Below are 15,924 nucleotides of genomic sequence, written 5' to 3'. Positions count from 1 at the left end.
TTCGCATGACTGACAACTCCGCACTACAGGCCCTCGCCGACAACGGCGTCTCCATCTGGCTCGACGACCTGAGCCGTGAGCGGCTCACCTCGGGCAACCTCCAGGAGGTCATGGACACCAAGGGCGTCGTCGGCGTGACGACGAACCCGTCGATCTTCCAGGTGGCCCTGTCCGACGGTGAGAGCTACAGCGCCCAGGTGGCCAAGCTCGCCGCGGACAAGACGAGCCTCGAGGACTCCGTCACCGCGATGACGACCCAGGACGTGCGCGACGCCTGCGACGTCATGATGCCGGTCTTCAAGGCCACCAACGGTCTCGACGGCCGGGTCTCGATCGAGGTGGATCCCGGCCACGCCCACGACACCGAGAAGACGGTTGCCCAGGCCAAGGAGCTGCGGGAGCTCGTCGACCGCCCCAACGTCCTCGTGAAGATCCCGGCGACCGTCGACGGCCTGCCGGCGATCACCAAGGTTCTCGCAGAGGGCATCTCGGTCAACGTCACCCTGATCTTCAGCCTCGACCGCTACCGCGCCGTGATGAACTCCTTCCTCACCGGACTCGAGCAGGCACGCGAGGCGGGCAAGGACATCAGCACGTTGCAGTCGGTGGCCTCGTTCTTCGTCTCGCGCGTCGACTCCGAGATCGACAAGCGACTCGACGCCATCGAGGGCGAGCACGCCGCGACCGCGCAGAGCCTCAAGGGCAAGGCGGGAATCGCCAACGCCCGACTGGCGTACCAGGCCTACGAAGAGGTCTTCTCCACTCCGCGCTGGAAGAACCTCGAGGCCGACGGAGCCAAGCCACAGCGTCCGCTGTGGGCGTCCACGGGCGTCAAGGACCCGGCATACCCCGACACCATGTACGTCACCGAGCTGGTCGCCCCGGGGACCGTCAACACGATGCCCGAGAAGACGCTCGACGCGGTGATGGACCACGGCGAGGTCACCGGCAACACGATCGAGGGCACCTACGAGGAGTCGAGCGAGGTGCTCGACGCGCTCGAGCGCCTCGGGATCTCCTACTCCGAGGTCACGGCCCTGCTCGAGAAGGAGGGAGTCGACAAGTTCGACAAGTCCTGGAACGAGCTGCTCGACGGGGTGCGGGCCGAGCTCGACAAGGCCGCTCAGTGAGCAGCCTCGAGGTCACGGCTCGCGGAGCCGCCGCGGACGCCATCTCCGCCCACGTACCAGAGCTGGTCAAGGACCGCGTCGCGAGCAAGATCTTCGCGCAGGACGCGACCCTCTGGGGCGAGGCGGCGCAGGAGGAGGCCAGCAAGCGCCTCTCCTGGGTGAACCTCCCCCGCACCTCCCGTCCGCTGCTCGGCGAGATCGCCGCGCTGCGCGAGGAGCTGCACGGCGACGGTGTGTCACGCATCGTCCTGTGCGGCATGGGCGGCTCCTCCCTCGCGCCGGAGGTCATCTGCGCCACCGCCGGGGTCGACATCGTCGTGCTCGACTCGTCCTCCCCTGACGTGGTGCGGCGTGCCGTCACCACCCACCTCGACAGGACGGCGGTCGTCGTGTCGTCCAAGTCGGGCTCCACGGTCGAGACCGACTCGCAGCGTCGGGCGTTCGAGCAGGCCTTCACCGACGCCGGCATCGACGCCACGCGTCGCATCATCGTGGTCACCGACCCCGGTAGCCCCCTCGACAGCGAGGCCCGCACGGCCGGCTTCCGCGTGATCAACGCCGACCCCGACGTGGGTGGCCGCTACTCCGCGCTCACCGCCTTCGGGCTCGTGCCCTCCGGACTGGCCGGCGCCGACATCGGGGCCCTGCTCGACGACGCCGAGGCCGTGGCCGACCTGCTCGCCGACGACGGTGAGGCCAACCCGGCTCTCCAGCTGGGCGCCGCGATCGGTGGCACCGACCCGCTGCGCGACAAGCTCGTCCTCGTCGACGCCGGCACCGAGAACGTCGGCTTCGGTGCGTGGGCCGAGCAGCTCCTCGCCGAGTCCACCGGCAAGGGAGGCACGGGCATCCTGCCCGTCGTCGCCGATGGCGAGGCCCCCGAGCACACCTACGCCGACGCCAACATCGTGCGGCTCGTGTCCTCCACCGACGAGCACGACAACGAGGCCGACCTCACCGTGGACTCGCACGGCCTGCCCCGGCACCCGGACTCGATCGCCGCCGAGCAGCCAGGACCGGGAGATGACGTCCCGGAGGCCAACCTCGGGGAATCCGGCTCGATCATCACCGTTGCGGGGACGCTCGGTGCACAGATGCTCCTGTGGGAGGTCGCCACCGCGGTCGCGGGTCGACTCCTGGGCATCAACCCCTTCGACCAGCCCGACGTCGAGAGCGCCAAGAAGGCCGCTCGTGGCCTGCTCGACCAGGCCGGCGCAACCGCGGAGGAGCCGGCATTCGTCGACGGCGCCGTCGAGGTGCGTGCGCTCGGGGGCGACTGGCTCGGCGACGCAGCGACCCTGCCCGCCGCGGTGGCGGCCCTGCTCGGTCAGCTCGACGACAAGAGCGGCTACGTCGCCGTCATGGCCTACCTCGACCGTGAGGAGGACGCCGACCTCGAGCACGTCGCACGCACCCTGTTCGACGTCACCGGTCGGCCCGTGACCTTCGGCTGGGGCCCGCGGTTCCTGCACTCCACTGGTCAGTACCACAAGGGTGGACCGGCCAACGGGGTCTTCATCCAGATCACCGCCGACCCCGAGGAGGACCTCGCCGTCCCCGGTCGCGAGTTCACCTTCGGGCAGTTCATCGCGGCGCAGTCCGGCGGTGACGCCCAGGTGCTCGCCGAGCACGGTCGCCCCGTCCTCCGCCTCCACCTCACCCAGCACGGGCGCGGGCTGAGCCAGGTGCGGTCGGCCCTCACCACACCAGGAGCCTGATGAGTCCGGCGCGCATCTCTGCCACCCACAACCCCCTGCGGGACCCACGCGACAAGAGGCTCCCCCGCATCGCCGGACCGTGCAGCCTCGTGCTGTTCGGTGTGACGGGTGACCTGGCCACCAAGAAGCTCATGCCGGCGATCTACGACCTCGCCAACCGCGGCCTGCTCCCCCCGGGCTTCTCGCTCATCGGGTTCGCGCGACGCGACTGGGCCGACCAGGACTTCGGCAAGATCGTGTACGAGTCGGTCAAGCAGCGCTCGCGCACGCCGTTCCGCGAGGACGTCTGGCGCGCGCTGAGCGAGGGGTTCCGGTTCGTCCCGGGCACGTTCGACGACCCCAAGGCCTTCGACCTCCTCGCGGAGACGGTGCGAGACCTCGACGAGCAGCGCGGGACGGGTGGCAACCACGCGTTCTACCTGTCCATCCCACCCTCGTTCTTCGCCACCGTCTGCGAGCAGCTGAAGCGCTCGGGCCTGTCCACGCCGCCGGGCGACGCCTGGCGACGGGTCGTCATCGAGAAGCCGTTCGGGCACGACCTGCAGAGCGCGCGTGAGCTCAACGCGATCGTCGAGGAGGTCTTCCCCCCTGACTCGGTGTTCCGCATCGACCACTACCTGGGCAAGGAGACCGTCCAGAACCTCCTGGCGCTGCGGTTCGCCAACCAGATGTTCGAGCCGGTCTGGAACAGCCACTACGTCGACCACGTCCAGATCACCATGGCCGAGGACATCGGGATCGGCGGGCGGGCCGGCTACTACGACGGCATCGGTGCCGCTCGCGACGTCATCCAGAACCACCTGCTGCAGCTGCTCGCGCTCACCGCGATGGAGGAGCCGGTCTCCTTCGCCGCGGACTACCTGCGCAGCGAGAAGGAGAAGGTCCTCTCCGCCGTCCGCCTGCCCAAGGACCTGGCCAAGGGCACCGCGCGCGGCCAGTACGCCCGCGGCTGGCAGGGCGGTGAGGAGGTCGCCGGCTACCTCGAGGAGGACGGCGTCGCCAACGGTTCCACGACCGAGACGTATGCCGCGGTGAAGCTCGAGATCGACACCCGCCGCTGGGCGGGTGTCCCGTTCTACCTGCGGACGGGCAAGCGTCTCGGCAAGCGCGTCACCGAGATCGCCGTCGTGTTCAAGAAGGCTCCGCACCTGCCCTTCAACGACACCGCGACCGAGGAGCTGGGCCAGAACGCCGTGGTGATCCGCGTGCAGCCGGACGAGGGTGTGACGATGCGCTTCGGCGCCAAGGTCCCCGGTGCGCAGATGGAGGTGCGCGACGTGACGATGGACTTCGGCTACGGACGTGCCTTCACCGAGAGCTCCCCGGAGGCCTACGAACGGCTCATCCTCGACGTGCTCCTCGGTGAGCCGCCGCTCTTCCCGCGGCACGAGGAGGTCGAGCTCTCCTGGGAGATCCTCGACCCCATCGAGGAGTTCTGGTCCAGGACCAACGACGGAATCGACCAGTACACCTCCGGCACCTGGGGTCCCGACAGTGCCGACGAGCTCATGCGCCGTGACGGCCGTGAATGGAGGCTCCCGTGATCGTCGACCTGCCCAGCACGACCACCGCCAACATCTCCAAGAGGCTGGTGCGGCTGCGCTCCGAGACCGGGTCGATGGCCCTGACGCGGGTGCTCACCCTCGTCGTCGTCGTGGACGAGAACGACGCCGACGCAGCCATCGAGACCGCCAACGACGCCAGCCGCCAGCACCCCTGCCGGATCATCGTGGTGGTCATCGCCAACCGCCGCGGCACCGCCCGGCTCGACGGCCAGATCCGCATCGGCGGTGACGCCGGCGCGAGCGAGGTCGTCGTGCTGCGGTTGTTCGGCCCCCTGGCATCGCACGGCCGCGCCGTCGTCACGCCGCTCCTGCTCGCGGACGCGCCCATCGTGGCCTGGTGGCCGGACGAGGCACCCAAGTCCCCTGCGGAGGACCCCATCGGGGAGATGGCCCAGCGCCGGATCACCGACGTCTCCCGTTCGGCCGGTGCGTCGAAGGCGCCCCTGACGCGGCTCGCGGCCCACTACAGCCCGGGTGACACCGACCTCGCGTGGTCGCGCATCACCCTGTGGCGCGCGCTGCTCACCGCAGCATTGGACCAGGCTCCCTTCGAGCCGGTGCACTCCGCGACCGTGACGGCCGCGTCCGACTCGCCGTCGGGCAAGCTGCTCGCCGGCTGGCTCGCGAAGCGGCTGGCGTGCCCGACCACCCTCGTGCCGTCACGGGCCGGCACGGGCGTCATCAGTGTCCGGCTCGAGCGGCCCAGCGGACCGCTCGACCTCGTCCGACCCCAGGACGGCACGACGGCCACGTTGTCGCAGCCGGACCAGCCCGAGCGCACCATCGCCCTGCCACCACGCAGCGACGCGGAGTGCCTGGCGGACGAGCTGCGCCGGCTCGACCCCGACGAGGTCTACGAGGATGCCCTGCGCCTGGGTCTCCCGGACGTGAGGTTCAGTCGACGCACCTCCACGGAGGCGCAGCGCGCCGGCATCACACCGTCCGTGGCCGAGTCCCGCGAGGACGCTGCCAGGCTGCGGCGCGAGGCCAAGGTCAACGCCAGCGACGCCATGGTCGAGGCACCGATGCCCGAGAACGTCGACGACGCGGACCAGGTCAAGAAGGCTTCGGCGCGCAGGCTCGACGAGGTGCGCGCCGAGCGCACGAAGAAGTCATCCTGACAGGAGCACAGCCATGACCGGAGCCAACGACCTCAGCCAGGTGCGCGATGTCGACGTGATCGTGCACCCCGGGAAGCAGCAGCTGAGCGACGCCATCGCCGCCCGGCTCCTCACGGCCATCGCCGACGCCCAGTCGCAGCAGGACGTCGTCCACATCTCGCTGACCGGTGGGTCGCTGGGCTCGGACCTGTGGGCGTCCATGGCCGCGCTCCCGGCCAGGTCGGCCGTGGACTGGTCACGGGTGGAGCTGTGGTGGGGTGACGAGCGCTACCTGCCCGCCGGGGACCAGGACCGCAACGACGTCCAGAACGATGGGGCCGGCCTCGCCTCGCTGCCCCTCGACCAGACGCGGGTCCACCGGGTTCCCGGCCCGGACGAGTCGCAGAGTGCGGAGTCCAGTGCAACGGCATACGGAGAAGCGGTGCGCGCGGCGGACGCGGGTGCCTTCGACGTGATGATCCTCGGTGTGGGCCCGGACGGGCACATCGCCTCGCTGTTCCCCGGGCACCCGGCCCAGCTGAGCACTGGCGCCATCGCGGTGGCCGTGCACGACTCCCCCAAGCCGCCCCCGGACCGGGTCAGCCTGACCTTCGAGGCGCTGCGCCGTTCGCGCGAGGTGTGGTTCATCGTGGCCGGCTCCGACAAGGCCAAGGCCGTGGCCAACGGCGTCGCCGGTGCGGGGCCGCAGGTCAGCTCGGCGGCACAGGTCAAGGGCGAGGAGCGCACGCTCTGGCTGGTCGACGCGGAGGCCGCGGAGCACCTCGAGTCCAGCTTTACTGGATGAGCCCGCGTTCGCGCAGCGAGCCCAGCGCCTCGTCGAGGATCGCCTCGCCGTCCTTGTCGGAACGGCGCTCCTTGACGTAGGCGAGGTGGGTCTTGTAGGGCTCGACCTTGGTCTGGGCCGGGGGGTTGTCCTTGTCCTGTCCGGCAGTGAAGCCGCACCGGGGGCAGTCCCAGGTCTCGGGGACCTCGAGGTCGGCCTCCTGGGAGAAGCTCGGTCGGGTCTCGTGACCGTTGGAGCACCAGAAGGAGACGTGAACCCGGGGGGCCGCGTCGCCGCGCTCGGCCTCTCCCATCGGTCCCGCACCGACACGGCTCCCGCGAATCGCGTTGCCACCAGCCATCGACATCAGCCTTCTCTCGGATCAGGAAACGACAGGAACCTTCAGCTGGCGAAGCGGTCGAGGACGCCGAGCCCGACCACGCACACGAACCACACGATGGCGACCGCGTAGGTGATGCGGTCGAGGTTGCGCTCGGCGACCGAGGAGCCTCCGAGGGAGGTGGACATCCCGCCGCCGAACATGTCGGACAGGCCACCACCCTTGCCCTTGTGCAGCAGGATGAGGAGGGTGAGGAAGAGCCCTCCCAGGACCAAGAGGACCTGGAGGCCGATTTTGACCGCTTCCACGGTGCTCCTTCAGTAGTGACGTTCAGTGGCACCCGATGGGGCGCCGCTACAGGATACCTGCCGGATCAGCTCGTCCTGAGGTGGTCGCGGTAGCGGCAGATCGCGGCGAACTCCGCGGGGTCGATCGAGGCCCCACCGACGAGCGCACCGTCGACGTCGTCCTGCGCCATGATCGCGGCGACGTTGCCGGACTTCACCGACCCTCCGTAGAGGATCCGCACGCGGTCGGCCAGGTCGCCGGAGTAGAGCTCGGCGAGGGCCGTGCGGATGGCGGCGCACACCTCCTGCGCGTCCTCGGGCGTCGCGACCTCGCCGGTGCCGATGGCCCACACGGGCTCGTAGGCGATGACGATGCTCGAGGCCTTGTCGGCCGGCAGGCCCTCGAGGCCGGCGCGCACCTGGGCGAGGACGTGCTCGACGTGGGTGCCCGCCTGACGCACCTCCAGTCCCTCACCGACACAGAAGATCGGCGTGAGGCCGTGCTCGTAGGCCGCGAGGACCTTGGCGTTGACGATCTCGTCGGTCTCACCGTGGTACTCGCGCCGCTCGCTGTGCCCGACCGCGACATAGGTGCAGCCGAGCTTGGCGAGGAAGGCGCCACTGATCTCGCCGGTGTAGGCACCGCTCTTGTGCTGCGACAGGTCCTGCGCGCCGTACTTGAGGTGGAGCCGGTCCCCGTCGACGAGGGTCTGCACGCTGCGCAGGTCCGTGAAGGGCGGAAGCACCGCGACCTCGACGGCTCCGTGGTCGTGCTTGGCGTCCTGCAACGTCCAGTCCAGCTTCTGGACGAGGTGGGTGGCCTGGAGGTGGTCGAGGTTCATCTTCCAATTGCCCGCCATGAGCGGGACGCGCTGGGAGGACGTGGCGGCAGAGGACATGGAAGGGGTCAGCTTTCTTCGAGGACGGTGAGGCCGGGGAGGTCCTTGCCCTCGAGGTACTCGAGGCTGGCACCGCCGCCGGTGGAGATGTGTCCGAACTGGTCGTCGGAGAACCCGAGCTGGCGCACCGCGGCCGCTGAGTCGCCACCACCGACGACGGTGAGGGCACCGTCGGTGGTGATGTCGGCCAGCGCCGTGGCGAGTACCTTGGTGCCCGCGGCGTAGGGCGCCATCTCGAACGCGCCCATGGGTCCGTTCCAGAAGACCGTGCGGCAGTCGGCGAGCCTGTCGGCGAACAGCTCGGCCGACTTCGGCCCGATGTCGAGCCCCATGCGGTCGGCGGGGATGGCGTCGATCCCGACCACCTCGTGGTCGGCCTCGGCCGAGAACTCGGTCGCCGCGACGACGTCCACGGGCAGGACGATCTCGACGCCACGCTCCTTGGCCTGGTCGAGGTACCCCTTGACCACGTCGACCTGGTCGGCCTCGAGCAGGCTCTTGCCGACCTCGTGGCCCTGCGCCTTGAGGAAGGTGAAGACCATCCCGCCCCCGACGAGGAGGCGGTCGGCGGTCTGGATGAGGTTGTCGATGACCGCGAGCTTGTCCGACACCTTCGCGCCGCCCAGCACCACGGCATACGGGCGTTCGGGGTCGGTCGTCAGGCGACGGAGCACGCCGACCTCGGTCTCGACGAGACCACCGACGGCGGATGGGAGGAGGCGGGCGACGTCGAAGACCGACGCCTGCTCGCGGTGCACGACACCAAAGCCGTCCGAGACGAAAACATCTGCGAGAGAGGCGAGCTGGCCTGCGAACCCGGCCCGCGCATCCGCCGACTTCGCGGTCTCCCCCGCGTTGAAGCGCAGGTTCTCGAGCAGCACGACGTCGCCGTCCTGTGCAGCCTCGACTGCGGACTGTGCGCTCTCACCGACGGTGTCGGTGGCGAACGTCACGTCCCTGCCGAGCAGCTCGCCGAGGCGTGCCGCGACCGGTGCCAGCGAGTACTTGTCCTCCGGGGTGCCCTTGGGCCGACCGAGGTGGGCGCACACGATGACGCGTGCGCCCGCCTCGGACAGGGCCTGGATCGTCGGCACCGACGCGCGGATGCGTCCGTCATCGGTGATCGACGAACCCTCGAGCGGCACGTTGAGGTCGGACCGGACGAGGACGCGCTTGCCCTGCAGGTCGCCGAGATCGGCGATCGACTTCATGCCGGCGCTCGTCAGAGGGAGGCGCCGACGAGCGTGACGAGGTCCGCGAGGCGGTTGGAGTAGCCCCACTCGTTGTCGTACCAGCCCACGACCTTGACCTGGTTGCCGATGACCTTGGTCAGGCCGGCGTCGAAGATGCACGAGGCCGGGTCGGTCTCGATGTCCTTGGAGACGATCTGGTCCTCGGTGTAAACGAGGATGCCCTTGAGCGGACCCTCCGCGGCCTTCTTGACCGCCGCGTTGACCTCCTCGACCGTGGTCTCGCGACCCGCCTCGAAGGTGAGGTCGGTGGCCGAGCCGGTGGGGACCGGGACGCGCAGGGCGTAGCCGTCGAGCTTGCCCTTGAGCTCGGGCAGGACGAGGGCCACGGCCTTGGCGGCGCCGGTCGTGGTCGGCACGATGTTGAGGGCGGCGGCGCGGGCGCGACGCAGGTCCTTGTGGGGTCCGTCGTGCAGGTTCTGGTCGCCGGTGTAGGCGTGGATGGTCGTCATGAGGCCCTTGACGATGCCGAACTCGTCGTTGAGGACCTTGGCCATCGGCGCGAGGCAGTTCGTCGTGCACGACGCGTTGGAGATGATGGTGTGCGTCGCGGGGTCGTACTCGCCGTCGTTGACGCCCATGACGATGGTGACGTCCTCGTTCTTGGCCGGGGCCGAGATGATGACCTTCTTGGCGCCGTTGTCGACGTGGACCTTGGCCTGGTTGGCGTCGGTGAAGAAACCGGTGGACTCGATGACGACGTCTGCGCCCAGGTCGCCCCACTTGAGGTTGCCGGGGTCGCGCTCGGCGAAGACCTTGAACGTCTTGCCGTTCGCGGTGATGTCGGTGTCGGTCGAGGTGACGTCACCCTCGAAGCGGCCGAGGATCGAGTCGTACTTGAGCAGGTGGGCGAGCGTGGCGTTGTCGGTGAGGTCGTTGACGGCGACGATCTCGATGTCGGCGCCGGATGCGACCACGGCGCGGTAGAAGTTGCGGCCGATGCGGCCAAAGCCATTGATGCCAACGCGGACAGTCACGAGCGGTCTGCCTTCCGGGAGGGAGGGTGCGTGGGTGTCGCCCACGTCACCGGGGTACGTCCCACAACCCTAGTGCCGCGCCCTGGCCCCGCCTCGGCCCGGTCCGGGGTACGGGCGGGTAACCCGTCAGCCGAGTGGCTTGACCACCGTCAGCAGGACCACGGCGTCCTCCAGTGCGGACAGGGTGTGTCGTGCGGGAGGGATGATCACGTGGTCGCCGGTGCCGCCGTCCCAGAGCTCGGGGCCACTGGTCAGGCGCACCCGTCCGGTGAGCACCTGGAGGGTGGCCTCGCCGGGGCTCTCGTGCTCGGACAGCTCGCGCCCGCTGACCAGGGCGATCACCGTCTCGCGCAGGGCGCGGTCGTGCCCTCCCTGGATGGTCACGGAGGAGCGGCCGCTCGAGGCGCCACGGGCAGCCTCGAGGCCGGCCTCGACGAGCGAGGACAGGGACGTGGACTGCATGGTCACCACTCCTAGGAATCGAGCATGTCGGGCGTGAGGTCTGCTTCAGTGCCGGGGATGCCCATGTCCTCGGCGCGCTTGTCGGCCATGGCGAGCAGTCTGCGGATGCGTCCGGCGACGGCGTCCTTGGTCATGGCCGGCTGGGCCAGCTGACCGAGCTCCTCGAGCGAGGCCTGCTTGTGCTGGAGCCGGAGCTGGCCGGCCTCGCGCAGGTGGTCCGGGATGTCCTCGCCGAGGATCTCAAGGGCACGGCCGACGCGCGAGCCCGCTGCGACTGCCGCCCGGGCCGACCGCCGCAGGTTGGCGTCGTCGAAGTTTGCGAGCCGGTTGGCGGTGGCACGCACCTCGCGGCGCATGCGACGCTCCTCCCACGCCAGGACGGCGTCGTGCGCGCCCAGACGGGTGAGCATGGCGCCGATGGCGTCACCGTCGCGGATGACGACGCGGTCGATGCCACGGACCTCGCGCGCCTTGGCCGAGATGCCGAGCCGCCGTGCGGCGCCGACGAGGGCCAGTGCCGCCTCGGGACCGGGGCAGGTCAGCTCGAGCGCGGAGGACCGGCCCGGCTCGGTGAGCGACCCGTGCGCGATGAAGGCACCGCGCCACGCGGCCTCGGCATCGCACACCGAGCCCGAGACCACCTTCGGAGGCAGACCACGCACCGGGCGGCCCCGACCGTCGATGAGCCCGGTCTGCCGGGCCAGCGCCTCGCCGTCCTGTACGACCCTCACGACATAGCGGCTGCCCTTGCGCAGTCCGCCGGCCGCCAGCACGAGCACCTCGGGCGTCTGCCCGTAGAGCTCGTGGATCTCGCGGCGCAGCCGTCGCGCGGCGTTTGCCGTGTCGAGCTCAGCCTCGACGACGATGCGTCCCCCGATGATGTGCAGTCCCCCCGCGAACCGCAGCGTCGCCGCCACCTCCGACTTGCGGCAGCAGGGCTTGGTCACCTCGTGGCGGCTGAGTTCGTCCTTCACCTTCGCCGTCATAGCCATGCCGGTCATCCTGCCACGCGCCATCAGGGGCGGCGTCCCGAGGCAAGGACGTCCTGCAGGGCAGCGGCCAGGCGCAGCCGGTCGTGGTGCGTCGGAGAGGTCGAGACGGCCACGCGGTGCAGGTGCAGCTGCGCCCCGAGGGCCCGGCAGGCGGCCGCCAGCTCGGCCTCGTCGTCGACGACCGACGGGTCCGCGAGGACGGCGTCGAGCCGCACCCGCGGCGCGTGCGCCGCGAACGACTCGAGGTGGTGGATGGCCCGGAACCCGGCCGTCTCGTTGGTCACCATCTCGAGGTTGAGCACCAGCAGCCTGCGGGCGCGGGTGACCGCGAGGGCATCGGCGAGGTCGGGCACCAGCAGGTGGGGCATGACGGAGGTGAACCAGGAGCCCGGCCCGAGGATCACCCAGTCCGCGGCCCGGATGGCCGCGATGGACTCCGGATAGGCCGGTGGGTCGGCCGGGACGAGCCGCAGGTCGCGGACCTTGCCGCGGGTCGTCGCGACCTGGGCCTGGCCGCGCACGAGCGAGACCTCGTCGGGCTCGGCCGGGTTGGCGCCCACCACGTCGGCCTCGATGTCGAGCGGCACCGCGGCCATGGGCAGGACGCGGCCCCGGGCGTTGAGGAGGCGGCCGACGAGCTCGAGTCCGGCCACCGGGTCCTCGTGCAGCTCCCAGAGGGCGACGATGAGCAGGTTGCCCAGGGCGTGACCGCCGAGCGGACCGGTGCCCTGGAAGCGGTGCTGCAGGACGTCACGCCAGGTGTGCCCCCACTCCGTCTCCTCACAGAGCGCCGAGAGCGCCATGCGCAGGTCACCCGGTGGCAGGACCCCGAACTCACCGCGCAACCGGCCCGACGACCCGCCGTTGTCGGCCACGGTGACGATCGCCGTGATCTCGTCGGTGACGAAGCGCAGCGCCGCGAGCGAGGCAGCGAGCCCGTGCCCACCGCCGAGAGCGGCGACGACGGGGCCGCTCACTCGCGTCCCAGGTCGCGGTGGACGAGGAAGGTCTCGGTGCGGTCGGTGCGCAGCCGCTCGGCGAGCGCCTCGGCCATGGCGACGGACCGGTGCTTGCCGCCGGTGCACCCGATCGCGAGGGTCACGTAGCGCCGCCCCTCCGAGTGGTAGCCCCTGATGACGGGCTGCATGAGGTCGACGACCCGGTCGAGGAACTCCCCCGCCCCGTCCTGCGTGAGCACGAAGCCCGAGACCTCGGGGTCGCGCCCGTCGAGCGGGCGGAGCTCGGGTACCCAGAAGGGGTTGGGCAGGAACCGCATGTCGAAGACGAAGTCCGCGTCCAGGGGCACGCCGTACTTGAAGCCGAAGGAGAGGAGCGCCAGTCGGAGCGACGGGCCGGCGTCGGTGCCGAAGAGTGGGGCGATCTTGCGCGACAGCTGGTGGACGTTGAGCCCGGAGGTGTCGACGACGATCTCGGCCCGCGACCTCAGGTCGCGCAGGATCTCGCGCTCGTGCTGGATCCCGTCGAGCAAGCGACCGTCGCCCTGCAGCGGGTGGGGCCGTCGCACCGACTCGAACCGCCGCACCAGCGCCTCGTCGGTGGCGTCGAGGAAGAGCAGCTGGGGAGTCCAGCCGGTGGCATGCAGGTGCTGGACGGCGCCCTCGAACTCCGTGAAGAAGTGCTGGCTGCGCACGTCGACCACCGCGGCGATCCTGATGTCGCGGCCCTCGCTGCGCGCCTGGTTGCCGAGCTCGGCCATGGACACGAGGAGCTGCGGCGGCAGGTTGTCGACGACGTACCAGCCCTGGTCCTCCATGACGTTGGCCGTGGTCGTGCGGCCGGCACCGCTCATGCCGGTGACGATGACGAAGTCCGCGCCGCTGGGCGTCGAGCTCCGGGGAGCCTCAGGGACGGGACCTTCAGGCATCGCTGCCCCTCTCGTCGTCGATGATCTCGCCGGTCATCAGGTTGACCGTGGGTGCTGCTTCGGCGGCGCCAGTCAGCTCGCGCTGGATGGTGCCTGCCAGCCTAGGGCCGATTCCGCTGACCTCACCCAGTTCGTCGAGGCTCGCGGCCCGGATGCGCTTGACCGACCCGAAGTGCCGCAGCAGCGCCTTGCGCTTGACGTCCCCCAGACCCGGTATGCCGTCCAGTGCGGAGTTCGTCATCGCCTTGCTCCGGCGTTGCCGGTGGAAGGTGATGGCGAAGCGGTGGGCCTCGTCGCGCAGTCGCTGCAGGAGGTAGAGGCCCTCGCTGGTGCGAGGAAGGATGACCGGGAAGTCCTGCCCCGGAACCCACACCTCCTCGAGGCGCTTGGCCAGTCCCACGATGGCCACGTCGACGATGCCGAGGTCCTCGATGGCGCGCGCCGCCGCGTTGACCTGGGGCAGCCCACCGTCGACGACGACGAGCTGCGGCGGGTACGCGAAGCGCGTCGGCCGGCCGGTCTCCTGGTCGAGCCCCTGTGGCTCGTCGCGGTCCTTGAGGTAGCGGCGGAAGCGGCGGGTGAGCACCTCGTGCATCGCAGCCGTGTCGTCGATGGGAGCCGCGGTCCCTCCCTCTTCCTCGTCCTGCTGTCCGCGCACGATGAACCGGCGGTACTCCCCCTTGCGCGCCAGCCCGTCCTCGAAGACGACCATCGAGCCGACGACCTGCGTGCCCTGGACGTGGCTGATGTCGTAGCACTCGATGCGCAGCGGCGACTCGTCGAGCTCGAGGAACTCCTGGAGCTGCTGGAGCGCCTGCGACCGGGCCGTGAGGTCGCCCGCGCGGGCCACCTTGTGGCGCGCCAGGCTCTGCGTGGCGTTGCGCTCGACGGTCTCCATGAGGGTTCTCTTGTCACCGCGCTGCGGAACCCGGAGATCCACCCTGCTGCCCCGGCGCTCCGACAGCCACTCGCCCAGGGTCCCGGCGTCCTCGGGCAGCACGGGGACGAGCACCTCGCGGGGGACGGACTCGCCCTCCTCCCCGCCGTAGAGCTGCTGGAGGAGGTGCCCCACGACCTCGGGAACGGTCTCGAACTCCTTCTCGGCGACCCACCCCCGTTGCCCCCGGATCCGTCCGCCGCGGACGTGGAAGACCTGCACGGCCACCTCGAGCTCGTCGTCGGACAGGGCGAAGACGTCGGCGTCGGTCCCGTCACCGAAGACGACGGCCGACTTCTCCAGGACCCGCTGGAGCGCTCCGATGTCGTCGCGCAGCCGGGCCGCCTGCTCGAACTCGAGCGCGTCCGAGGCGTCGCGCATCTGTCGCTCGAGCCGCTTGACGAACTTCGAGCTCTCCCCCGCCATGAAGTCGCAGAAGTCCTCGGCGATCTGGCGGTGCTCGTCGGCGTCGACCCGCTCCACGCACGGGGCCGAGCACTTGTCGATGTAGCCGAGCAGGCACGGGCGCCCCACCTGGCTCGCCCTCTTGAACACGCCTGCGGAGCAGGTGCGCATGGGGAAGACCCGCAGGGCCTGGTCGAGCGTCTCGCGGATGGCCCACGCGTGGGCGTAGGGCCCGAAGTAGCGCGTCCCCTTGCGCTTGGCACCACGCATCACCTGCGCGCGGGGGAACTCCTCCCCCATCGTCACCGCGAGGTAGGGATAGGACTTGTCGTCGCGGTACTTGACGTTGAAGCGCGGGTCGAACTCCTTGATCCACGAGTACTCGAGCTGGAGCGCCTCGACCTCGGTGGAGACCACGGTCCACTCGACGCTCGCGCCGGACATGACCATCGAGGCCGTGCGCGGGTGGAGCAGCCCCACGTCCTGGAAGTAGGAGGACAGGCGTGGACGCAGCGACTTCGCCTTGCCCACATAGATGACGCGGCCGTCCTTGTCGCGGAACCGGTAGACACCCGGGTCGGTCGGGATCTCTCCCGGCCGGGGACGGTAGGTCGACGGATGAGCCACGGCTCAACCCTAGGCTGCGGCACCGACGGGACTGCACGGCATACGGGCGTATGCCGTCCGCTCAGGTGATGCTGATGCCGTCGGCTCCCACGGTCACGGACTTCGACGGCAGTCCGGAGGTGGCCGGGCCGCTCTTCACGTCACCAGTCGCGATGTCGAACCGGCTGCCGTGGCAGTCGCAGTTGATCGTGCCGTCCTTGACGCTCGACACGAGGCAGCCCTGGTGGGTGCACACGGCGGAGAACGCCTTGAAGTCGCCGGCGGTGGGCTGCGTGACGACGACCTTGGCGGAGTCGAAGATCTTGCCGCCACCGACCGGGATGTCGGCCGCCTTCGCGAGGTCCTTGACGGCACTGACCGCGCCCGACGCCGCCTCCTTGGCCGACTGGCCGGTGTCGCTGCCACAGGCGGTCAGTGCAGCTCCCGCCACCGCGACCAGTCCGACGGCCCGCATCGCGTCACGGCGTCCACAGCAGGTGCGCGGCGACGTCGCGGTGTCCTCGGGGTCGGGCTGCAGGTCTGGGTGCGTGTCCATGCGGCTGATTATGCACATCTGGAATGAGGCT

Annotated in this window: 16 protein-coding genes; 5 read left to right on the top strand and 11 right to left on the bottom strand. The window is 70.2% G+C overall.

The window, feature by feature from the left end; genetic code table 11:
• Positions 1-5 precede the first annotated feature (5 nt).
• From tal to pgl, 5 genes are read left to right on the top strand one after another with little or no spacing between them, the layout of a single operon-like run.
• Positions 6-1,130 (top strand): transaldolase, encoded by a 1,125-nt coding sequence (gene tal, locus ASG74_RS12485; protein ID WP_056143945.1) that lies wholly within the window; start codon positions 6-8, stop codon positions 1,128-1,130.
• Entirely contained in the window at positions 1,127-2,848 is a 1,722-nt protein-coding gene (locus ASG74_RS12480) for a glucose-6-phosphate isomerase (RefSeq protein WP_056143943.1), read from the top strand. Before tal ends, ASG74_RS12480 begins: the two co-directional genes overlap by 4 nt.
• Complete coding sequence (gene zwf, locus ASG74_RS12475) at positions 2,848-4,392, top strand: glucose-6-phosphate dehydrogenase (RefSeq protein ID WP_056143940.1); 1,545 nt, start codon at positions 2,848-2,850, stop codon at positions 4,390-4,392. Before ASG74_RS12480 ends, zwf begins: the two co-directional genes overlap by 1 nt.
• A complete protein-coding gene (locus tag ASG74_RS12470; RefSeq protein ID WP_056144741.1) occupies positions 4,389-5,534 on the top strand; it encodes a glucose-6-phosphate dehydrogenase assembly protein OpcA in 1,146 nt (381 codons plus the stop codon). The genes zwf and ASG74_RS12470 overlap by 4 nt, the downstream gene beginning before the upstream one ends.
• A gap of 13 nt (positions 5,535-5,547) precedes the next feature.
• Entirely contained in the window at positions 5,548-6,318 is a 771-nt protein-coding gene (gene pgl / locus ASG74_RS12465; RefSeq protein WP_056143938.1) for a 6-phosphogluconolactonase, read from the top strand.
• On the opposite strand, the gene ASG74_RS12460 is transcribed toward pgl, so the two are convergent.
• The 11 genes from ASG74_RS12460 to ASG74_RS12410 form a co-directional block, all read right to left on the bottom strand.
• Positions 6,308-6,658 carry an RNA polymerase-binding protein RbpA gene (locus ASG74_RS12460; RefSeq protein ID WP_056144738.1) on the bottom strand — a complete coding sequence of 117 codons (351 nt, stop codon included), beginning with the start codon at positions 6,656-6,658 and terminating at the stop codon, positions 6,308-6,310. The genes pgl and ASG74_RS12460 overlap by 11 nt on opposite strands.
• Positions 6,659-6,699: 41 nt before the next feature.
• Positions 6,700-6,945: a preprotein translocase subunit SecG gene (gene secG, locus ASG74_RS12455; protein WP_056143935.1), complete on the bottom strand. Its 246-nt coding sequence runs from the start codon at positions 6,943-6,945 to the stop codon at positions 6,700-6,702.
• 65 nt (positions 6,946-7,010) lie between these two features.
• On the bottom strand, positions 7,011-7,823 hold the full coding sequence (gene tpiA, locus ASG74_RS12450) for a triose-phosphate isomerase (protein WP_056143933.1): 813 nt from the start codon (positions 7,821-7,823) through the stop codon (positions 7,011-7,013).
• An 8-nt stretch (positions 7,824-7,831) separates the two neighbouring features.
• Positions 7,832-9,034, bottom strand: a complete 1,203-nt coding sequence (locus ASG74_RS12445) for a phosphoglycerate kinase (protein WP_056143929.1) — start codon at positions 9,032-9,034, stop codon at positions 7,832-7,834.
• 11 nt (positions 9,035-9,045) lie between these two features.
• A complete protein-coding gene (gene gap, locus ASG74_RS12440) occupies positions 9,046-10,050 on the bottom strand; it encodes a type I glyceraldehyde-3-phosphate dehydrogenase (RefSeq protein WP_056144735.1) in 1,005 nt (334 codons plus the stop codon).
• Between the two features lie 126 nt (positions 10,051-10,176).
• Positions 10,177-10,512 carry a cupin domain-containing protein gene (locus ASG74_RS12435; protein WP_056144731.1) on the bottom strand — a complete coding sequence of 112 codons (336 nt, stop codon included), beginning with the start codon at positions 10,510-10,512 and terminating at the stop codon, positions 10,177-10,179.
• A gap of 11 nt (positions 10,513-10,523) precedes the next feature.
• A complete protein-coding gene (gene whiA / locus ASG74_RS12430) occupies positions 10,524-11,504 on the bottom strand; it encodes a DNA-binding protein WhiA (RefSeq protein ID WP_056144729.1) in 981 nt (326 codons plus the stop codon).
• Between the two features lie 23 nt (positions 11,505-11,527).
• Positions 11,528-12,481, bottom strand: coding sequence for a gluconeogenesis factor YvcK family protein (locus tag ASG74_RS12425; protein WP_056143926.1), 954 nt, complete (start codon positions 12,479-12,481; stop codon positions 11,528-11,530).
• On the bottom strand, positions 12,478-13,389 hold the full coding sequence (gene rapZ / locus ASG74_RS12420; protein WP_056143923.1) for an RNase adapter RapZ: 912 nt from the start codon (positions 13,387-13,389) through the stop codon (positions 12,478-12,480). Before rapZ ends, ASG74_RS12425 begins: the two co-directional genes overlap by 4 nt.
• On the bottom strand, positions 13,382-15,358 hold the full coding sequence (gene uvrC, locus ASG74_RS12415; RefSeq protein ID WP_056143920.1) for an excinuclease ABC subunit UvrC: 1,977 nt from the start codon (positions 15,356-15,358) through the stop codon (positions 13,382-13,384). The genes rapZ and uvrC overlap by 8 nt, the downstream gene beginning before the upstream one ends.
• A gap of 61 nt (positions 15,359-15,419) precedes the next feature.
• Entirely contained in the window at positions 15,420-15,893 is a 474-nt protein-coding gene (locus ASG74_RS12410; RefSeq protein WP_082569724.1) for a Rieske (2Fe-2S) protein, read from the bottom strand.
• Positions 15,894-15,924 lie beyond the last annotated feature (31 nt).

This window comes from Knoellia sp. Soil729 (assembly GCF_001427985.1).
Lineage (GTDB): Bacteria > Actinomycetota > Actinomycetes > Actinomycetales > Dermatophilaceae > Knoellia.
The sequence above is the reverse complement of the archived record's forward strand: the minus strand, read 5'-3'. Positions and strand labels throughout refer to the sequence as shown.